General features: G+C 67.3%; 20 protein-coding genes. 6 read left to right on the top strand and 14 right to left on the bottom strand.

Going from position 1 to position 20,077, the window contains the following annotated elements:
- Positions 1-2 precede the first annotated feature (2 nt).
- Positions 3-1,868: a thiamine pyrophosphate-dependent enzyme gene (locus AZSP09_RS08560; protein WP_152089773.1), complete on the bottom strand. Its 1,866-nt coding sequence runs from the start codon at positions 1,866-1,868 to the stop codon at positions 3-5.
- A 267-nt stretch (positions 1,869-2,135) separates the two neighbouring features.
- Here AZSP09_RS08560 and AZSP09_RS08565 point away from each other — a divergent pair, with 267 nt between their 5' ends.
- Both AZSP09_RS08565 and AZSP09_RS08570 read left to right on the top strand, forming a co-directional pair.
- Positions 2,136-3,953, top strand: coding sequence for a methyl-accepting chemotaxis protein (locus tag AZSP09_RS08565; RefSeq protein WP_152089774.1), 1,818 nt, complete (start codon positions 2,136-2,138; stop codon positions 3,951-3,953).
- 119 nt (positions 3,954-4,072) lie between these two features.
- Complete coding sequence (locus tag AZSP09_RS08570) at positions 4,073-4,513, top strand: DUF411 domain-containing protein (RefSeq protein WP_014235222.1); 441 nt, start codon at positions 4,073-4,075, stop codon at positions 4,511-4,513.
- Positions 4,514-4,601: 88 nt separating this feature from the next.
- Here the strand turns inward: AZSP09_RS08570 and AZSP09_RS08575 are convergent, their stop codons facing one another.
- Genes AZSP09_RS08575 through AZSP09_RS08585 form a run of 3 tightly spaced genes read right to left on the bottom strand, consistent with a single transcriptional unit; the run spans position 4,602 to position 6,049 of the window.
- Positions 4,602-4,796, bottom strand: a complete 195-nt coding sequence (locus AZSP09_RS08575) for a YqaE/Pmp3 family membrane protein (protein ID WP_014235223.1) — start codon at positions 4,794-4,796, stop codon at positions 4,602-4,604.
- A gap of 3 nt (positions 4,797-4,799) precedes the next feature.
- Complete coding sequence (locus tag AZSP09_RS08580) at positions 4,800-5,459, bottom strand: BON domain-containing protein (RefSeq protein ID WP_152089775.1); 660 nt, start codon at positions 5,457-5,459, stop codon at positions 4,800-4,802.
- Positions 5,456-6,049: a phosphoheptose isomerase gene (locus tag AZSP09_RS08585; protein ID WP_014235225.1), complete on the bottom strand. Its 594-nt coding sequence runs from the start codon at positions 6,047-6,049 to the stop codon at positions 5,456-5,458. Before AZSP09_RS08585 ends, AZSP09_RS08580 begins: the two co-directional genes overlap by 4 nt.
- Before the next feature lie 166 nt (positions 6,050-6,215).
- On the opposite strand from AZSP09_RS08585, the gene AZSP09_RS08590 reads away from it, so the two are divergent.
- Positions 6,216-7,682 carry a 3'-5' exonuclease family protein gene (locus AZSP09_RS08590; RefSeq protein WP_152089776.1) on the top strand — a complete coding sequence of 489 codons (1,467 nt, stop codon included), beginning with the start codon at positions 6,216-6,218 and terminating at the stop codon, positions 7,680-7,682.
- A gap of 45 nt (positions 7,683-7,727) precedes the next feature.
- On the opposite strand, the gene AZSP09_RS08595 is transcribed toward AZSP09_RS08590, so the two are convergent.
- The gene (locus tag AZSP09_RS08595) at positions 7,728-8,177 is read right to left on the bottom strand and encodes a GreA/GreB family elongation factor (RefSeq protein ID WP_014235227.1); all 450 of its coding nucleotides are present in this window, start codon (positions 8,175-8,177) and stop codon (positions 7,728-7,730) included.
- A 359-nt stretch (positions 8,178-8,536) separates the two neighbouring features.
- Positions 8,537-9,127, bottom strand: coding sequence for a TetR/AcrR family transcriptional regulator (locus AZSP09_RS08600; RefSeq protein ID WP_152089777.1), 591 nt, complete (start codon positions 9,125-9,127; stop codon positions 8,537-8,539).
- Positions 9,128-9,235: 108 nt separating this feature from the next.
- Here AZSP09_RS08600 and AZSP09_RS08605 point away from each other — a divergent pair, with 108 nt between their 5' ends.
- Entirely contained in the window at positions 9,236-9,706 is a 471-nt protein-coding gene (locus tag AZSP09_RS08605) for an HPP family protein (protein WP_152089778.1), read from the top strand.
- Positions 9,707-9,770: 64 nt separating this feature from the next.
- On the opposite strand, the gene AZSP09_RS08610 is transcribed toward AZSP09_RS08605, so the two are convergent.
- From AZSP09_RS08610 to AZSP09_RS08635, 6 genes are all read right to left on the bottom strand, one after another.
- Positions 9,771-11,201, bottom strand: a complete 1,431-nt coding sequence (locus AZSP09_RS08610) for an aldehyde dehydrogenase family protein (protein WP_152089779.1) — start codon at positions 11,199-11,201, stop codon at positions 9,771-9,773.
- A gap of 252 nt (positions 11,202-11,453) precedes the next feature.
- Positions 11,454-12,230: a ferritin-like domain-containing protein gene (locus AZSP09_RS08615; protein WP_152089780.1), complete on the bottom strand. Its 777-nt coding sequence runs from the start codon at positions 12,228-12,230 to the stop codon at positions 11,454-11,456.
- 426 nt (positions 12,231-12,656) lie between these two features.
- On the bottom strand, positions 12,657-12,986 hold the full coding sequence (locus AZSP09_RS08620) for a hypothetical protein (RefSeq protein WP_152089781.1): 330 nt from the start codon (positions 12,984-12,986) through the stop codon (positions 12,657-12,659).
- A gap of 31 nt (positions 12,987-13,017) precedes the next feature.
- A complete protein-coding gene (locus tag AZSP09_RS08625; protein ID WP_152089782.1) occupies positions 13,018-13,446 on the bottom strand; it encodes a hypothetical protein in 429 nt (142 codons plus the stop codon).
- Between the two features lie 43 nt (positions 13,447-13,489).
- Positions 13,490-14,275 (bottom strand): LytR/AlgR family response regulator transcription factor, encoded by a 786-nt coding sequence (locus AZSP09_RS08630; protein ID WP_014235234.1) that lies wholly within the window; start codon positions 14,273-14,275, stop codon positions 13,490-13,492.
- Complete coding sequence (locus AZSP09_RS08635) at positions 14,272-15,228, bottom strand: sensor histidine kinase (RefSeq protein ID WP_152089783.1); 957 nt, start codon at positions 15,226-15,228, stop codon at positions 14,272-14,274. Before AZSP09_RS08635 ends, AZSP09_RS08630 begins: the two co-directional genes overlap by 4 nt.
- Before the next feature lie 182 nt (positions 15,229-15,410).
- On the opposite strand from AZSP09_RS08635, the gene argH reads away from it, so the two are divergent.
- A complete protein-coding gene (gene argH, locus AZSP09_RS08640) occupies positions 15,411-16,796 on the top strand; it encodes an argininosuccinate lyase (protein WP_014235236.1) in 1,386 nt (461 codons plus the stop codon).
- Positions 16,797-16,923: 127 nt separating this feature from the next.
- A complete protein-coding gene (locus AZSP09_RS08645; protein ID WP_232058873.1) occupies positions 16,924-18,234 on the top strand; it encodes a protein kinase domain-containing protein in 1,311 nt (436 codons plus the stop codon).
- Between the two features lie 21 nt (positions 18,235-18,255).
- Here AZSP09_RS08645 and AZSP09_RS08650 read toward each other — a convergent pair whose 3' ends face one another.
- Both AZSP09_RS08650 and AZSP09_RS08655 read right to left on the bottom strand, forming a co-directional pair.
- Complete coding sequence (locus AZSP09_RS08650; protein ID WP_014235238.1) at positions 18,256-18,519, bottom strand: hypothetical protein; 264 nt, start codon at positions 18,517-18,519, stop codon at positions 18,256-18,258.
- 13 nt (positions 18,520-18,532) lie between these two features.
- The gene (locus tag AZSP09_RS08655) at positions 18,533-19,972 is read right to left on the bottom strand and encodes an ammonium transporter (protein ID WP_152089784.1); all 1,440 of its coding nucleotides are present in this window, start codon (positions 19,970-19,972) and stop codon (positions 18,533-18,535) included.
- Positions 19,973-20,077 lie beyond the last annotated feature (105 nt).

The raw sequence follows: 20,077 nt of genomic DNA on the forward strand, positions 1-20,077 counted from the left end.
TCTCAGTGCTTCTTGAGGATGTTGATGGGCACCACCGTCTCCGCATGGACGATGGCATCGGGGGCGCAGGGCTGGACGCAGAGGCCGCAGCCGGTACAGGCGGCGGTCTCGATGCGCACGAAGTTGAGATCCACTTCCCGGCCGTTGGGCTTGATGGCCTTTTCCCGCCGGGTGACGTGGATCGCCGGGCAGCCCACTTCGACGCAGTTGCCGCAGCCGGTGCACTTGTCGTCCATGACCGTGAAGGGCTTGAGCTTGTGGTAGGCCTCGGTCAGCACGCAGGGCTGGTCGGTGATGATGACGGAAGGCTCGGCCACCTTGACCTCCTCGCGGATGGCCTTGAACAGCACCGGCAGCTCGTAGGGGTTCACCTTGTGCACCCGCTCCGGCTTCACGCCCAGGGCCTGCACCAGCTTGACGAAGTCCACCCGCGGCGCTTCGTTGCCGTGGATGTCCAGGCCGTTGCCCGGGTTGTTCTGGCCGCCGGTCATGCCCACGGCCCGGTTGTCCAGCAGCAGCACGGTGACGTTGCCCTGGTTGTAGACGATGTCCAGCAGGCCCTGCATACCCATGTGCAGGAAGGTGGAATCGCCGATCACTGCCAGAATCCGCTTGTCCTTGTCCGACTCGCCCCGGCCCTTGTCCAAGCCCAGCGCCACTCCCATGGATGCCCCCATGGAGATGCACGTATCCAGGGCGTTCCAGGGGTGGCCGGCCCCCAGGGTATAGCAGCCGATATCGCCGGCGATGGTGATGTTGCGCACCTGGGACAGGGTGTAATAGACGCCCAGGTGGGGACAGGCCACGCACATGGTGGGCGGCCGCGGGAACACCTGCATCGGCGCCACCGCGGTGACGGCCGGCACCGGTTCGCCGCGCAGCTTGGCGATGGCGGCCTTGAGCACGGGCGGCGCCAGCTCGCCGATGCGGGGCAGGATGTCCTTGCCGTGCAGGGCGATGCCCTGGGCCTTCAGTTCGGTTTCCAGCAGGGGCTCCACCTCTTCCACCACCACCACTTCGTCGCACAGGGCCGCCAGTTCGCGGCACTTGTCGATGGGTGCCGGGCAGGAGAAGCCGAGCTTGAGCACCGGTGCCTCGGGGAAGGCTTCCTTGACGTGCATGTAGGCGGGGCCGGAGGTGATGAAGCCGAGGCGGCGGTCGCTGCCGGCCTCGATCACGTTCAAGGGAGAAACCTCGGCCTCGGCCTTGAGGGCGGCTTCCCGCTCGAACATCAGGGGCAGGCGGCGGGCGGCGCCGGAGGGGGTCATCACCCAGCGTGCCGGCTCCTTCTTGAAACCGGCACCCACATGCTCCTGACGTTCGCCCACGGTGACCAGGGCCTTGACGTGGCAGATGCGGGTGGTGAGGCGCAGGATCACCGGCACCTGGAAACGCTCGGACAGCTCGTAGCCGAGCTTGGTCATCTCGTAGGCTTCCTGGGAATCGGCGGGCTCCAGCACCGGCAGGTGGGCGAAGCGGCCCCAGTAGCGGGAATCCTGCTCGTTCTGGGAGGAGGAGAGGCCCACGTCGTCGGCCACGGCGATCACCAGGCCGCCGGCGACGCCGGTCAGGGTCAGGGTCATGAGGGCGTCGGAGGCCACGTTCATGCCCACGTGCTTCATGCAGCAGAAGGAGCGAGAACCGGCGTAGGCCGCGCCCACCGCCACTTCCAGGGAAACTTTTTCATTCACCGACCACTCTGCGTAGAGGTCCGGATAGGTCGAAATGACTTCCAGCATTTCCGTCGCCGGCGTGCCCGGATAGGCCGCGGCAACCTTGACGCCGGCCTCCCAGACGGCGCGGGCAACGGCTTCGTTGCCGGACATGAGCAACCGGCTCTGGGCCGGCACGGGCGCGATAGCGGCCATGTTGTCTCCCCCTGCTTTGTTTCAGGTGTTGATAAAGCGGGGGATGTTAACAGGCTCCATACGGTAGCGTCTTGACACAAGTCAACGACACGGAGGGGATAGATGCCTGAAAACAATGACTTCTGGCCATGAAAAAGGCATGCATTGCAGTCGCTTTGAAAATGCATCGCATTACCCGGTAAACCCCCTAGTTTCAGCAACCGGATTTGCGTATTACCATTGGTCCCACCGCGAAAAACGTGAAATAGTTGGCACAGGAGACCCGGAATGAATAATGCACCGCAGCAAAAGAGTGCGTTCTGGCAGTTGTACGAAAATATAGAAAAAACCTTCTTCAATTCACTTTCGAAGAAACTGTCCAGTTTTCTGCTGCTTTTCTGCGTAGACCTGGGTTATCTGGGCGTCTATTTCTACCAGCAAAACACCATCCAGCAATTGCTGCATAGCGGCAATGCCAGCCCCGAACTGCTCGCCCGCATCGGCGTCAGCCTGGATAGCGGCCTCTACATCATGGGTGGGCTGACCCTGCTGGCCCTGGCCATGAACATCGGCCAGATCCTCTACCTGCGCCACCTCATCGTGCGACCGGTGAAGGTCATCACCGGCATCTTCAACGAGATCGCCCGGGGCGAAGGGGATTTCTCCCGGGACCTGCCCCTCATCACCCAGGACGAATTGCGGGAGCTTTCTGCCGGTTACAACCGCTTTGCCGAAAAGATGCGGCAGATCATCGGCGAAGTGCGCAAGATGTCCGTCAGCATCGCCCGGGAGGCCGTGCTGGTGAAGGCACGGGTCGAGGACACGGTGAAGAGCGCCCGGGAACAGGTACGCCTGACGGAGACCGTGTTCACCGCCAGCAGCGAAAGCACCCGGGCCATCCAGGACGTTTCCGGCAGCACCCACGCCATTTCCGACTCGACCCACGGCAACCTGGACATCGCCCGGCAATCCCTGGGCGAGATGCAGGACATCGCCGGCAAGATCAATGCCGTCAGCGACAAGGTGACCCGTTTCAACCAGACGGTGGACGACCTTTCCCACCGCTCCGAGAGCGTCAAGCAGATCGCCGCCCTGATCCGGGACGTGGCCGACCAGACCAACCTGCTGGCCTTGAACGCCGCCATCGAGGCGGCCCGGGCTGGCGAGGCGGGCCGCGGCTTCGCCGTGGTGGCCGACGAGGTGCGCAAGCTGGCGGAGCGGGTGAACAAGGCCACCGCCGAAATCGCCGGCAACATCAACGGTGTCATCACCCTGGTGGAAAACACCCGTAGCGAAAACGACGAGATCAACGCCGACGTGCTGCAGACCCGGGAGGTGGTGAGCCGCTCCGCCGAGCAGTTCCAGCGCATGGTGGGGGATTTCGAAGGCACCAGCGAAAAGCTGCTGCAGATCGCCGCCGCCATGGAGGAACTGTCCGCCACCAACGAGCAGGTGCATGAGAACGTGGACGGCATTCACCGCCTCTCCGGCAGCGTCGCCCAGCACATGGAGGAGTCGGAGCAACGCACCCTGGAGCTGGCCCAGGCCACCGAAGCGGTGCAGGAGCTGGTGTCCCGCTTCAAGATCGGCGCCGGCGCCTTCGACCAGGCAGTGGACCGTACCCGCCGCTTCCGCGACGACCTGCAGGCCGAACTGGAAGCCATGGCCAAGCGGGGCATCAACATCTTCGACCGCAGCTACCAGCCCATTCCCGACACCAACCCGCAGAAATACAAGGTCAGCTGGGGCGACACCTATGCCCAGACCTGCCAGGGGCTGCTGGAAAGCTGTCTCAAGGACATCCCGGGCTGCGCCTTCGCCGTGGGCATGACCAGCGACAGCTACCTCTCGGCCCATAACCTGAAGTACTCCAAGCCCCTCACCGGCGATTACGAGACCGACCTGGTGGGCAACCGGGTCTGCCGCAAGTTCGAGCGCCCCTCGGAACTGCGCTCCGCCGCCAACACGGAACCCATGCTGCTGCAGACCTACCAGCGGGATACCGGCGAAGTGCTGTGCGACATCGCCATGCCCATCTACGTCGGCGGCCGCCACTGGGGCAACGTGCGGGTCGGGGTGCCGGCCGACGCCCTGCTTGCCACGTGAGAAGCCGGAGCCGCCCCGGGTTCGCGCCCGGGGCGCCCAATTCCCCAATCCTGATCCAGGACAAAGCCGGGCGAACTTAGTCCGGCGACAATGTGCCACCGACCTGCCGAAGGAAAGCCATGACCAAAACTCCCCTCCTCGCCGCCGCCCTGCTGGCCCTGGGCGCCCAACTGGCCCACGCCGCCCAGCCCCTGCCTGCGGTGGATGTTTACAAGAGCCCCTACTGCGGCTGTTGCGGCCAGTGGGTGGAACACATGCAGGCCGCCGGGTTCACCGTGCGCAGCCACAACGTGGACGACGTGCCCGCCGCCCGCAAGCAGCTGGGCATGCCGGACAGCCTGGGTTCCTGCCACACCGCCCGCATCGGCAACTACGTCATTGAGGGCCATGTGCCCGCCGCCGACGTCCAGCGCCTGCTCAAGGAAAAGCCCAAGGCCGTGGGCCTGGCGGTGCCGGGCATGCCCCAGGGCGCCCCGGGCATGGAAACGGCCCGACCCCAACCCTACGACACCCTGCTGGTGAGCAACGACGGCCAGACCCGGGTCTTCGCCCGGCACTGAGCCGAGCCCGCCGGGAAATAGCAGAAAACAGCAGCAAACAAAAAAGGGGCCGATGGCCCCTTTTTCAATGACGATGCTCCGGCAGGAGCTAGTCCGGCCGCCCCATGGCGTCGCGGATGGCCTGCTTCGTGTTCTCCTGGTGGATGATGAAGAAGGCGACGATGGTGGCCGGCAGCCAGCCGATCAGGGTCACCTGCAACACCAGGAGGACGATGCCCACCATGACGCGGCCCTTCAGCATGACCGCCAGGAAGGGCAGGAACAGGGCCAGGATGTAGGACATGGCTCAGCCGCCGGCGCGGGGTGAGGTGCTCTGCTTGGGATCCTGCTGCTGGCGCAGGTCCAGATCCTTGGCCTGGGCATCGCTGATGATCTCCAGCACATTCACCACCTTGCGCACGCCGGCGGTGGTGCGCGCCACCTCGATGGCGGCCTTGGCCTCGCGCTCGGTGACCATGCCCAGCAGGTACACCACGCTGGCTTCGGTCACCACCTTGACGTGGTTGGCGGAGAAGCGCTGGGCGTCGATGAAGCGGGCCTTCACCTTGGATGTGATGTAGGCATCGTTGCTGCGGGCGGAAAGGGAACTGATGCCCGCCACCTGCAGGTCGTTGGTGACGCCGGCCACATTGGGCACGGCGGCGACGATCTGCTCGGCCTGGGCCTTGGCCTCCTCGCTGACCGCTTCGCCCGTCAGCAGCACCTTGCGGTTGTAGCTGGTGACGTTCACGTGGAGCTTGTCCTTCAACTGATCGGAGAGACGGCTGGCGGCCTTCACCTCGATGCCCTCGTCTTCCACATAGGTACCGGAAGAACGGCGGTCGGTGGCCATCAGCACGCCGGCGGTGACGCCGCCGGCAACCACGGGGAAACAACCCTGCAGGGTCGGCACCAGGGCCGCCAGCAGCAGGGGCAGGGCGATACGGGATTTCAGGGACTTCATCATTCTTCAACTCCCAGCAAGAGACAGTCGATGCCGTCGCAGATGCAGTGGATGGACAGGAGATGGACTTCCTGAATGCGGGCGGTACGGTCGGCCGGCACGCACAGGTGCACATCGCCCTCCCGCAGCATTTCGCCGATCTTGCCGCCGCCCTTGCCGGTCAGGGCCACCACCCGCATGTCGGCATCGTGGGCAGCCTGGATGGCTTCCATGACGTTGCCCGAATTGCCGGAGGTGGAAATGGCTAGCAGCACGTCGCCGGAGCGGCCTAGAGCCCGCACCTGCTTGGCGAAGATGACGTTGTAGGCGTAATCGTTGGCGATGGCGGTAAGGATGGAGCTGTCCGTGGTCAGGGCGATGGCCGCCAGTTCCTGGCGCTCGGCCTCGAAACGCCCCACCAGCTCGGCCGCGAAGTGCTGGGCGTCGGCGGCGGAACCGCCGTTGCCGCAGGCCAGGATCTTGCCGTCGTTCACCAGGCAATTGACCATGGTTTCCACCGCTTCGGCGATGGGGGCGGCCAGCAGTTCGACGGCGTCCAGCTTGGTCTGGGCGCTGTCCTGGAATTGCTGGCTGATGCGGGAAATCAAATCCATAGTGGTTTGAGGCAGTTGCGTTGGAAAAGTGAGGGCCATTCTAACATGGGGCCTTCGCCGCCCCGGGGTAACGGCTTGTAACGGGTGGGGGCGCAGCGGCGGCACGTATTGTCGCCCCCGGGCGAGAGGGCTAGACTTCACCCCCCGCTCAGCCCCGGTGCCCTGCATGGCCGACCAGCCCCTCGCCTCCCCCCCCGCCCCAGCCCCTTTCCGCGAACCTTTGGTGTTCGTGGACCTGGAGACCACCGGCGCCAACCCGGTGCGGGACCGCATCACCGAAATCGGCATCGTCGAGGTCTCGGCCGCCGGCGTGACCCAGTGGAGCAGCCTGGTCAATCCGGGCATCCCCATCCCGCCCTTCATCCAGGGCCTGACCAACATCAGCGACGAGATGGTGGCCGACGCGCCGCCCTTCGCCGACCTGGCCGAAGAGGTGCTGGGGCGCCTCAAGGGACGCCTTTTCGTGGCCCACAACGCCCGCTTCGATTACGGCTTCCTGAAAAATGAATTCCGCCGCCTGGGCCTCAAGTTCCACGCCACCGTGCTGTGCACCGTCAAACTGTCGCGCAAGCTGGAGCCCCAGCACCACCGCCACAGCCTGGACGCCCTGGTGGAACGCCACGGCCTCTACGACGAGCACCGGCACCGGGCCCTCTCCGACGCCCGCCTGATCCACCAGTTCTGGGACCGCCTGCACGGCAAGTACGCCCCCGAACCCATCTGGGCCGCCGTGGAGACCCTGACCCAGCGCCCCAAGCTGCCGCCCCACCTGCCGCCGGAAGCCCTGGACGACCTGCCGGAACTGCCCGGCGTCTATCTGCTGTACGGCCAGGAGGCGGACGGCGAGCCCCTCTACATCGGCAAGAGCAGCAACCTGCGGCAGCGGGTCTTCTCCCACTTCTCCGGCGACCAGAAGGACGCCCGGGATACGGCCATGGCCGCCCAGGTATACCGGGTGGAATGGCGGGAGACCGCCGGAGAACTGGGCGCCATGCTGCTGGAGGCCAAGCTGCTGCAGGCCCACCGCCCCAGCCTCAACCGGCACCAGAAGAAGGGCGGCGAGCTGTGCGCCTGGCAGCTGGTGCAGGAGGCGCCTGGCGACTTCCGTCCCCGTCTGGTGCTGGCCGACGAACTGGACTTCGGCCGCAGCCCGGACCTCTACGGCCTCTTCAACTCGGCCAAGGAAGCCCGCAACAGCCTGAAGAAGATCGGCGACGCCCACCACCTGTGCCACGTCCTCCTGGGCCTGGAGAAGCAGCGCCCGGGCAAGCCCTGTTTCGGCCACCAGATGCACAACTGCAAGGGCGCCTGCTGCGGCAAGGAGAGCCTCAGCCAGCACAGCGCCCGCCTGATGGCGGCCCTGGCCAAGCTCAAGGTGAAGGAGTGGCCTTACGCCGGCCCCATCGGCCTGGTAGAAAAGGACGACTTCAGTTCCACCACCGACCTGCACGTGGTGGACCACTGGGCCTACCTGGGCACCGCCCAGCGGGAAGAGCAGGTGTGGGAAATCCTGCAGCAGCAGGGCAGCCGCCCCGCCGCCTTCGACCAGGAGACCTACCGCCTGATCAACAAGGCCATCGCCCAGGGGGCGGTGGAGGTCCGGGAACTGACGCCGCCCGTGCAGCCGGCATGAAAAAAGGCGCCCGCAGGCGCCTTTTCTACGACTGGGCCGCAGGCCTCACATGGTCAGCCAGCCCCGGGCTTCCGGCTGGAAGGGCAGGTCGGCAATGATCCAGCGGCCTTCGCTCCAGCCTTCCATCTCCAGGCGCACCGGATCGCCGACGCGCAGGCCGAAAATGGCCGAACCGAGGGGGCACAGCACCGACCAGCAGCCTTCGTCCGGATCGTGGTCTTCCGGATAGACCAGGGTCACTTCCCGGCGGCGGCCGCTGTCGGCGTCGCTCAGCACCACGGTGGAATTCATGGTCACCAGATTGGGCGGGATGGCTTCCGGCGGCACCGGGTTGGCGGCCCGCAGACGGCGCAGCACGGTGCCGGCGGAAACGTGGATGCTCTGGTCCCGCAGGTAGAGGCGTTCGATCAGCCCCACCAGGCGCTCCTGGTCCAGGGCGGAAATGATCAGGGCTCCCGGGGCGGGGGAAATCTGGGCGGTTTGGGATTGGGGCATGGCAGCTCCTCACGACAGGCCGTCCGGCTCGAGGGTCGGCGCGGCAACAAACAGTAAAAATCGGGGAATGGGGTACAGGGTGAAACCGGCAACACGCCCGGCAGCGACCGTCTCGGCAGCGCTACCGGGCCGGCGGGAGACAGGCCGGGAAACGCCGGCCGCCCCACCCGGACTGCGCCACCGGCTGCCGCGCAGCCGCCATCAGGGCCTCGCCACGGCGGGCGCCCCGGAAAAAAATGGCGGCAAAAAAAGCTGACGGCATAATGGCTGCACCAATATGGGGCACAAAGATGATGGCGCCAGTCTAGCCCAACCCCCGGCCGGGGGTAGTCGGCCAAACACTTACGTCGATATACGGACTATTCGGCGCCAAACTCCGCTTCAACACGCTGCAACAACCAGCGCCCGTCGTCGGCCAGCAGTTCGCCTTCGCCCATCTGGCTGCGCACGATCAGCCCTTCCACCACCACCATGGCGCAGCGGGCCGCCATGGGGGCCCGCTCGCCCAGGCGGGGGGCCAGCCACTCGGCCAGGAGGCGCTGCAGGTCATCCTTGTGGGCCCGGGCAATGGCGGCGACACCGGCGATGCCCTCCCCCACTTCCGCCACCGCGTTGATGAAGGCGCAGCCCCGGTAGTCCGGCTCCACCGCCCAGGCCAGCAGGATGTCGGCAACGGTGGCCAGTTCCGGCGGCCGGGCCGCCAGACGGGCCTGGAAGCCGGCCAGCCAGCGCCGGTGGCGCCCTTCCAGGTAAGCCCGGATGAGGTCGTCCTTGGCCGGGAAGTGGCGGTAGAAGCTCATCTTTGCCACGCCGGACTCGGCAATGATGCGGTCGATGCCGACGCCCCGCAGGCCGTGCTGGTAGAAGAGCCGGGAAGCGGTTTCCAGGATGCGGGCCCGGGCCCCTTCCGGGTTGGGATCGTCGGGCGGGGCCAGCAGTGTGTCGGACATGGGCGCTCCAGGAAGCGGTGGCTGAAAAACGGAATGACGCCACATTGACAGACAGATCTGTCTTGCGCAATATACAGACCTGTCTACATCAATTCCCGAGGAATGCCCATGCTCCCGTTGTCCGCCGCCAAGGCGCCGCCCGCGCCACCCCTGGCCTATATCGCCATTTCCATGCTCGGTGCCGCCGTGGCCATCGGCAGCATCGCCGGACTCAGCCTGTGGAGCGGCACTCCCTGGCTCATGGCGCCCTTCGGCGCCACCTGCGTGCTGGCCTTCGGCCTGCCCGACAGCCCCCTGGCCCAGCCGCGCAACATCGTCGGCGGCCTGGCGGTGCTGCATACCCTGGGGGACGGCTGGCTGGCCTCGGCCCTGGCAGTGGGACTGGCCCTGGGTCTGATGCAATGGACGCGCACGGTGCACGCTCCCGCCGGCGCCAATCCGCTGCTGGTCCTAGCGACCAAGCCGGCCCTGGGCTTTCTCATCAGCCCGGTACTGCTGGGCGCCCTGGTCATCGTTGCCTGCGCCCTGGCGGTCAACAACGCCCGGCAGCGGGGCAGCTATCCCAAGTACTGGTATTAAGGCCGGAGGCGGCCAGGGCCGGGGCACCTGCCCCGCGCCTGGCCGACCCGCGGCGACAGAGGCCCTATTGCCGCTGGGGCAGCTGGATGGACTGGGTTTCCAGGAAATCCTCCACCCCGTGGCGCCCCAGCTCCCGGCCGTAGCCGGACTGCTTGAAGCCGCCGAAGGGTGCCAGCAGGTTGAAGAAGGCGCCGTTGATATCCACCTGGCCGGCCCGCAGGCGGCGGGCGAAGGCCAGGGCCCGGGCCTCGTCGGCGGACCACACGGCAGCCGCCAGGCCGTAGTCGGTGCCGTTGGCGATGGCCTCGGCCTCCGCCTCGTCCCGGTAGGTGAGGATGGCCAGCACCGGGCCGAACACCTCCTCCCGGGCCAGGGCGGCATCGGGCCGCACCCGGCCGAACACCGTGGGCCGCACGTAGTAGCCGGTGGGCAAGCCTTCCGGCGCGGCGCTGCCGCCGCACAGCAGCTCGGCGCCGTCGGCCACGGCCTGCTCGATCATGGCCCGCACCCGCTGCCGCTGCTGGCCGGAAACCAGGGGACCGAGACGGCTCCCCTCCGCCAGGGGATCGCCCAGGGTGTAGGCCGCCGCGGCCTGCACCGCCAGGGCGGCAGCCTCGGCATAGCGCTCTTGCGGCACCAGCAGCCGGGTCAGGGCCGAGCAGGCCTGGCCGGAATTGAGGAAGCAGCCGGCCACCGTGCCCTTCACCGCCGCCGCCAGATCCGCATCCAGCAGCACCACGGAGGCGGACTTGCCGCCCAGCTCCAGGGACACCCGCTTCACCGTGGCCGCCGCCACCGCCGCCACCCGTTTGCCGGCGGCGGTACTGCCGGTGAAGGAGACGGCCGCCAGGGCGGGATGGGCGGCCAGGGCCTCGCCCACCACCGGGCCGTAGCCGGTGAGCAGATTGAAGACGCCGGCAGGCAGCCCCGCCGCCTCGATCACCTCGGCCAGGAGAAAGGCGTTGAGGGGCGCCACTTCCGAGGGCTTCAAGACCACCGTGCAGCCGGCGGCCAGGGCGGCGCCGACCTTGGCGGCGATCTGGTGCAGGGGGAAGTTCCAGGGCGTGATGCAGGCCACCGGACCGGTGGGCACCTTCAGCACCAGGGAATGGCCGATGCGCTCCTCGGCGAAACCCTCGGCGGCGATGCGGGCGCAGGCGGCGAAGGTGAAGATGGGATTGCCGGCCTGGACCCGGGTGGCCAGTTTCACCGGCATGCCCACCTCGCTGGCGATGAGGCGGCCCAGCTCATCCTGGCGGGCCTTGAGACCATCGGCGATCTTCTGCAGGAAGGCGCCCCGCTGCGCCCCGGAGAGGGCGGCCCAGGCAGGAAAGGCGGCCGCCGCGGCCCGGGCTGCCCGGTCGGCGTCGGTGGCCGTGCCTTCCGGCACCCGGGCGATGACCGTCTCGGTGGCCGGATTCTCCACGTCGATGAAGGCGTTGCCGTCGGGGGCGACCCACTGGCCGCCGATGTAGAAACGGGAATGCTGCTGCATGGGGAAGTCTCCTCTTCTGGTTTTCTGGCGTGGGCCCGGCGGGGCCGACCGGGGCAGACGCACGCCGGACCCACTCCCGGATTCTAAGGCAGGGCGGAGCCGGTGCAGGAACTGGCAAGGGCAGCGGCGAGGCATGCCGCCAGGAGGCAGGAAGGACGGCCATCCCGGGCATGGCATGGCGGAGATGGCCGCCGTTGCTGGCTCCCAGGCCATCGCCTGCGGCAGGCCGGCCCGGCCTTCAGCAAGGTCAGATCAGCGCCCGACCAGGGCCGCCAGTTCCGCCGCATCGAAGCCGGCCGCCCGCCGCGCCTCCAGGTTGAAGGGCCCCCGCACCTTAGGGGCGCCGTAGCGGGCCGCCAGTTCAGCCTCCGCCGCCAGGGGCTCCAGGCCCCGCTCGCGGCAGACGTGGCGATACCAGCGGTTGCCCGCCGCCACATGGCCGATCTCGTCCCGCAGGATGACATCCAGGATCGGGCCGGCGGCGACCTCCCCGGCCTGCACCAGCTTGTCGCGGATGCCCCGGTTCACATCCAGCCCCCGGGCTTCCATGGCCCGGGGCACCAGGGCTAGGCGGGCCAGCACGTCGTCCGCCGTCTTCTCCGCCATGTCCCACAGGCCCCGGTGGGCCGCAAAGTCGCCGTAGGCGTAGCCCAGGGTGCGCAGATGGTCGTCCACCAGGGTGAAATGCTGGGCCTCCTCCCGGGCGATGCGCAGCCAGTCCCGGTAAAAATCCTCGGGCAGATCGGGGAAGCGCCAGACGATGTCCAGGGCCAGGTCGATGGCGTTGAACTCGATATGGGCGATGGCGTGCAGCAGGGCGGCCCGTCCCTCCGCCGTGTACAGGGAACGGCGCGGCACTTCGGCCGGCGGCACCAGCGCGGGCCGCGGTGGCCGCCCCGGCAGGGGCGCGGCTGACACAAGCCGCTGGCCCGGCACCACCGGCCCCGCCGGATCGAGGGCCAGCACCGCCGCCACCTTGGCGGGCACGGTATCGAGCATCAGGGCGGCAAGGGCTTGCTGGCGGAGCATGGGCGGACGTTCATCAAAAGGAAACGGCAGTGTGCCAAAAATAGGGGACCGCTGCAGCGCGGGACAGACGACGGGAACGCCGGGACTGACGCCCGGCGGCAGTGCATCGCTAGCAAACAAGGCGCCACCGTGGTGCATGGCAAGCGCCCCCGGGGGAACGCGCCGGCCAACCTTTCCCACCACCCGAAAAGCCGCGTCCTGCCTTGATCCCGGAGGTACCGACGGCAAGCCTTGGAGCCTAACCGCGCATCGGGCACGGCCTTTGCTGAAAGCAAAGCGGGAGCGTCCGTCACCATCGACCTTTACGGAGAAAAATCATGAACGGAACCGAAATCGAGATGACCCTGCGGGAACTGGAAATCCACCACAAACTGACCCAGGTCCTGCTGCTGGCCGTAGTGGCCTTCTGCGCCGGCGCCGTGGCCCTCAGTCTCTAGGCGGCAGCAAGGAGCAAAGCCCCCGGGCGGCCAGCCAGGCCAGGCCGCCCCACAGCAGCAGCAGGAAGACCCAGCCCGCCAGGCTCGGCGCACACCAGCCCCAGCCGCAGGCGCCGTCGTGCTGCAGCAGCCCGGGGAGGCCCAGGGCGTGGAACAGGTAGATGGAAAGATAGGGAATCGCCGCCAGCAGCCCCAGGGGCGAATCCAGGTAGGCGGGGAAGAACAGCCCCGGCAGCAGCAACAGGCCGTAGAGGCCGACCAGGGCGACGAACACCGGCGCGGTGCGCCGCCGGGCGCTGCCGGAAGTGGCCGCCTTCATGGCCAGACGGGACCGGCGATCGCCGGGCTGGTCACGGCGCTTCCTTGAGATAGGGGCCCCAGCACCGATCCGGCCGGGGTTCGACGCAGGCAACGTACTTGGCGTAATCCGCCGAGAAACGCACGAAGACGGTCCAGTCCCTGCCGGAAAAATCCTCACTGGAGCCTGAACAGTCGGGGCCGCCGCTGTCCTTCAGGTTGTGCCCGGTCAGGGTGTAAAACCCATTGACGTCCGGCACCGCCGACAGCTCGTAGCGTTCCTCCACATACTCCTCGCCGCTGGTGCCGGAGAGAAGGCCGTTCGCACGGTAGGTGTGTCGCTCCGTGCAGCCATTGGGCAAACGGAAAGACCAGGTCCCAACGATGGGACCGAACTTCAGCTCCACCTCGGACGACGGGGACGCGGCCTGGGCCGACAAGGCAGGGAATACGGCAGCAAGCAGCAGCAGAAATTTCTTCATCCCACACTCTCTCTGTATAGCGAAAACTCACGCCAAACACCGCCTACTTGGCGTACTGCTTCACCGTCGCCCACTGGCGGCGGCTCACCGGCAGTTTTTCCGGCACTTCCTTGAGCAGGGCCAGCCACTGTTCGCCGCCCTCCTCCCCGTCCCCCTGGCCCCGCTCGAAGCCGGCCAGGGCGTCCTTGGCCACCAGCACGCTGCGGTGCAGGCGGATGAAGCGCTCGGCGAACTCCTGTTCCAGATGGGTGAGGGCCTCGTCCAGCAGGTATTCCCGCTCCCGGGTGCGGGCGGTGACGTATTTGAGATCGGCCTTGAGATAGAGCACCTCCTGCACCGGCACCAGCAGGATGCGGCCCCGTTCGTGGCAGGAGAAGTGGCGGCGGGCGCCCTGGCCGGACTCCTGACGCACCTTGGCCAGACGTTCGGCGGTGAGGGGACCCACCAGCCGGGCCTTTTCCAGGGCGGCCTGGAGGCGGGCCAGACGCACCGGCTTGAGCAGGTAATCCACCGCATTGAGGTCGAAGGCCTGGACGGCGTGGCTGTCGTAGGCGGTGGCGAAGATCACCGCCGGCGGCCGCGGCAGGCCGGCCAGGTGGCGGGCCAGCTCCAGGCCGTCCATCTTGGGCATGCGGATGTCCACCAGCACCACGTCGGGCTGCACCTGCTGGATCAGTTCCAGGGCCGCTTCGCCGTCGCCGGCCTCCCCCACCACCCGGGTCGGCAGCTCCAGGGCCAGGTCCTCCAGCAGGGTGCCCATGCGCCGGCGGGCCGGCGCTTCGTCGTCCACCAGGACGATGCTGAGAGGGGCGGGCGTGGGCTCGGTCATGGCAACGGTCTCCGCAGGGGAAGGGTGATGCGCACCCGGTAGGTGCCGTTCTGTTCGCTGCTTTCCAGGCGCGCCTCCAGGTCGTAGTAGAGGTCCAGGCGCTCCCGGATGTTGGCCAGGGCCATGCGGTTGCCAGCATGGTGACCCTGGCCCGGGGGACAGGGATTGGTCAGTTCCGCCACCATGGCGTCGCCCTGGCGGGAAAAGCCGATATGGATGGTGCCGCTGCCCTCCCCGGGCTCGATGCCGTGGTAGACGGCGTTCTCCAGCAGGGGCTGCAGCATCAGGGGCGGCACCAGGGCGTCGTCGGGCACATCCACGATGTCCCACTCCACCTTGAGCCGCTCGCCCAGGCGCAGCTTTTCCAGCCCCAGGTATTGGCGGCAGAGGGCGATTTCGTCGGACAGGGGCGAGAGATTGCGGGCATCCCGCATCAGGGCGCGGAACAGGTCGGCCAGTTCCTCCAGGGCCGTCTCGGCCCGCCGCGGGTCCTGGCGGATGAGGGAGAGCACGGCGTTGAGGCTGTTGAAGAGGAAGTGGGGGCGGATGCGGGCGGTCAGGGCCTGCAGGCGGGCCTCGGCCACGGCGGGGGAGAAGGCCCGGGCCCGCAGGCTGAAATAGAGGAGCAGGGGCAGGGTCGCCGCCGCCGCCAGCAGGGCCGCCCGCAGGGCAGCGCCCCAGCCGCCTTCGATGAGGCCCATGAAACGCCAGAAGTCGAAGAACAGCAGGGCCTGGGCCATCACCAGCAACAGCACCAAGGCCTGGCCGGCCCGGGGCCTGAGGCGCCACAGCCAGTCCCGGCCCAGGGCCAGCAGGCCCAGGGTGGACAGCAGCAAGGGTTCGCACCAGGTGGCCAGCTCCACCAGGCGCTGGGGCCAGTCCTCCAGACGGGGCGCCAGCAGCAGGGCAGCGGCGGCCACCAGCAGGTTGGCCCCCAGCAGGATGCGCAGCATGACGCCCAGATTGCGGCAGTCCGGCAGGGGATGAGCAGCGGGGTTTTGCTTTATACTTGCCAACTTATTTGCGCTTTCCGTGCAGTTTTCAGCGGCTTTTCCTGGCAAATGGCGGCGAAATTCCAGCTTTGCGCCTCTTTGCTCCGGTTTGCCTCAAATTCGTCCCAAGTTTCCCACATATCATGACCCAACAGAACTCCTCCTACACCTGGGCCGGCCGTTTCTCCGAGCCCATGTCCGACCTGGTCAAGCGCTACACCGCCTCCGTCGATTTCGACCAGCGCCTGTGGCGCCAGGACATCAACGGCTCCCTGGCCCACGCCCGCATGCTGGCCAAGCAGGGCATCATCGCCGCCGCCGACCTGGCCGACATCGAGAAGGGCATGGCCCAGATCGTGGAGGAGATCGAATCCGGCAAGTTCGAATGGTCCCTGGACCTGGAGGACGTGCACCTCAATATCGAAAAGCGCCTCACCACCCTGGTGGGCGACGCCGGCAAGCGCCTGCACACCGGCCGCTCCCGCAATGACCAGGTGGCCACCGACATCCGCCTCTGGCTGCGCGACACCATCGACTCCATCGTCGAACTGATCAAGGCTTTCCAGACCGCCCTGCTGGTCCTGGCCGAGAAGGAGGCCGCCACCCCCATGCCCGGCTCCACCCACCTGCAGGTGGCCCAGCCGGTGACCTTCGGCCACCATCTGCTGGCTTACTTCGAAATGACCCAGCGGGACAAGGAGCGCTTCCTCGACTGTCGCAAGCGGGTGAACCGCCTGCCCCTGGGCGCCGCCGCCCTGGCCGGCACCACCTACCCCATCGACCGGGAATTCGTCGCCGCCCAGCTGGGCTTCGACGGCGTCTGCGAAAACTCCCTGGATGCCGTTTCCGACCGGGACTTCGGCATCGAATTCTGCGCCGCCGCCTCCCTGCTGATGACCCACTTCTCCCGCCTCTCGGAAGAACTGGTGCTGTGGATGAACCCCCGCTTCGGCTACGTCAAGATCGCCGACCGCTTCTGCACCGGCTCTTCCATCATGCCCCAGAAGAAGAACCCGGACGTGCCGGAACTGGCCCGGGGCAAGACCGGCCGGGTGAACGGCAGCCTCATCTCCATGCTGACCCTGATGAAGGGCCAGCCCCTGGCCTACAACAAGGACAATCAGGAAGACAAGGAACCCCTGTTCGACGCCGCCGATACGGTCATCGACACCCTGCGCATCTTCGCCGACATGATGGGCGGCATCGAGGCCCGGCCCGAGCGCATGCGCGGTGCCCTGGCCGAAGGTTTTGCCACCGCCACCGACCTGGCCGACTACCTGGTGAAGAAGGGCCTGCCCTTCCGCGAAGCCCACGAAGTCGTCGGCGCCGCCGTCAAGGCCGCCGAGACCCAGGGCAAGGACCTGGCCGACCTCACCCTGGCCGAGCTGCAGGCCTTCTCCCCCCTGGTGCAGAGCGACGTGGCCACCTGTCTGACCATCGAAGGCTCCCTGGCCGCCCGCAACCACATCGGCGGCACCGCCCCCGAACAGGTCAAGGCCGCCATCGCCCGGGCCAAGGCCCGGGTGTAAGCTAGCAACAATAGCAACACAGCGCTGCTCCGCCGCCCCGGCGGAGCAGCGGGGCAAGCAGTCCCCGCCCGCATTCCGCCTCACCTGCCTCATCCCGCTTCAGCTGTCGCCGCCTGCAATAACAAACATGGAGCCTGACCGTCCCATGGAAAAGATCGGCAAGTACGACGTCATCCGGGAACTGGGCCGCGGTGCCACCAGCACCGTGTTCCTCGCCCACGATTCCTTCGCCGACCGCGACGTGGCGGTCAAGCTGGCCTTTCCCGAAGTCCTCAAGGACCCGGAACGGGGCAAGCTCTACTCCCACCTCTTCCTCAACGAAGCCTCCCTCGCCGGCAAGCTCAACCATCCCCACATCGTGCAGATCTACGACGCGGTGGTGGAGGAGAACCTGGCCTACATCGTCATGGAGTACGTGCCCGGCGGCACCCTGGAGGATTTCTGCGACCTCGCCAAGCTGCTGCCGGTGGAGCGGGTGGTGGAGATCATCTTCAAATGCACCCGGGCCCTGGATTTCGCCTTCCGCCTCGGCATCACCCACCGGGACATCAAGCCGGCCAACATTCTCCTGGCCGAATCGGATGCCCGGGGCTTCTCCGGCGACATCAAGATTTCCGACTTCGGCGCCGCCCTCACCGCCGGCACCGACCGCACCCAGGTCTCGGGCATCGGCTCCCCGGCCTACATGTCGCCCCAGCAGGTCAAGGAACAGCCCCTGGACCACCGCACCGACATCTATTCCCTGGGCGTGGTGATGTACCAGATGCTCACCGGCCAGCTGCCCTTCCAGGCCAGCACCAACTACAACATGGTGTACCAGATCATCCATCTGGCGCCGACGCCGCCCGGCCAGTTGCGCCACGACCTGCCGCCGGCCCTGGAGGCCATCGTGCAGAAGGCCATGGCCAAGGACCTGGACGACCGCTACGCCACCTGGGAGGAATTCGCCCACGACCTGGCCCAGGCCGTGCGCAACAAGCAGCTGCAGGCCCGGCAGGACGAGTTCGCCGACACGGAGAAGTTCGACACCCTGCGCGCCCTGCCCTTCTTCGCCGGCTTCTCCGACGTGGAGATCTGGGAGGTGCTGCGCTTCTCCCGCTGGGACAAGGTGACGCCGGGAGACGTCATCATGCGCGATGGCGAAAAGGGCGACTTCTTCTGTTTCCTGGCCGAAGGGGAACTGAAGGTGACCAAGGGCGGCAAGATCCTCAACCTGCTCACCGCCGGCGACTGCTTCGGCGAGATGGCGGTCATCGCCGGCGGCCACAAGACCCGCGGCGCCGACGTGGTGGCCCTGACCCAGGCCAAGATCGTCACGGTCAAGGGCGAAGCCCTGCACAAGGCGTCGGAAACCTGCCGCATGCACTTCTACCAGTCCTTCCTGGAAGTACTGGCCAGCCGCCTGGCCCTGGCCAACGCCCGCCTCGCCGCCTTCTAGGCGCCTTCCGGTCGCCCCGCCCTAGCGCAGAGTGAACAGATACTTGGCCTTGGGCTCCGGGGCCGCAGCCACAGGCTCGGCCGGGTCCAGCGCCATGGCTTGGCGCAGCTTGCCCGCCAGTTGGGCCAGTTCCTCCTGGCCCGAGCCTTCGGCCAGGGCCACGATGGCCCGGGCGTATTCCTTGTTTTCCTTCATGTAATCCACATCGGTGATGCGGTTGAGGCTGCGCCGCATCAGTACGTGGATGCGCCCGATCAGGGCGAATATTTCACTGTCGCTGCTCATGGCCGTTGCGTCCTCATTCCAGATGCTCGCCGTGCTGGGAAATGTCGAGGCCGTCACGCTCCTCGTCCTCCTCCACCCGCAGGCCCACCAGCAGGCTCACCACCACCAGCACGGCGGCCGTGGCCACGGCGCTGAAGAGGGCGGTGGCGCTGACACCCAGCAGCTGCTTCAGAACCGAACCGTGGGCGCCGCCGATGGCCGGACTGGCGAAGACGCCGGTCATCAGGGCGCCGACGATGCCACCGACGGCGTGGATGCCGAACACGTCGAGGGAGTCGTCGTAGCCGAAGACCCGCTTCAGGGCCGTGGCCCCCACATAGCAGGTGAGGCCGCCGGCAATGCCGATGAAGAAGGCGCCGCTGGGCTCGACGAAACCGGAAGCCGGAGTCACCGCCACCAGGCCGCCGACGGCGCCGGAAATGATGCCCAGGGCGCTGGGCCGGCCCCGTACCACCCACTCCACCACCATCCAGGACATGGCGGCGGCAGCCGAGGCCACCTGGGTCACCAGCATGGCCATGCCGGCCCGGGAATCGGCCGCCAGGGCCGAACCGGCGTTGAAGCCGAACCAGCCGACCCACAGCAGGGCCGCCCCCACCACGGAGAAGGCCAGGCTATGGGGCATCATGGGTTCGCTGCCGTAGCCCAGGCGCTTGCCGATGAGGATGGCTGCCACCAGGCCGGCAACCCCCGCATTGACGTGCACCACCGTGCCGCCGGCGTAATCCAGCACCCCCATCCGGGCCAGCCAGCCATCCGGCTCCCACACCCAGTGGGCCACCGGGGCATAGACGGCAAGGGACCACAGGGCGGCGAACAGCAGCAGGGCGGAAAAGCGCATGCGCTCGGCAAAAGCCCCCACCACCAGGGCCGTGGTGATGATGGCGAAGGTCAGCTGGAACATGAAATAGACGGTTTCCGGGATGGGCGCCTCGCTGACGCCGGCCAGGCCATCCAGGCTGAGGCCGTGCAGCAGCAGCCGGTCCATGCCGCCGACGAAAGCGCTGCCGGGGCGCAGGGCCAGGGTGTAGCCGAGGGCCATCCAGGTCAGGGTGACCACGGCGGCCACGGCAAAGACCTGGGTCATGGTGGACAGCACGTTCTTCTTGCGCACCATGCCGGCGTAGAACAGGGCCACCCCGGGCAGGGTCATGAGCAGCACCAGGGTCGAGGAGGTCAGCATCCAGGCCGTGTTGGCCCCATCGGCATGGGCCGGCAGGGGCATCTTCTCCGCCACCACGGCCAGCGCCGGGGGGGCCGGCTCGGCGGGCGGCACTTCGCTGGCCTGGGCAATCATGGCCCCGGGCGCCAGGCCCACGGTATCCGAATACTGGGCCAGGGCCGGCGTGCCGACGGAAAGGAAGAGAGACAGGGAAACGAGCCAGCGCAGCAGAAACAGGGGCGGCAGCTTGCTCAGGACGGTCAACAGCGGGGAAAACGCGGGCGGTCGCATGTGCTCTCCATTCATTTAATTTTTCGAATGGATGCACTCCTGCAAACCTTATGCCAATTCAATCACCCGGCCATGCCAAAACAATTTATTGCGTTGCATCAGACA

The organism is Azospira sp. I09 (assembly GCF_009177135.1).
GTDB classification, from domain to species: Bacteria; Pseudomonadota; Gammaproteobacteria; order Burkholderiales; family Rhodocyclaceae; genus Azospira; species Azospira oryzae.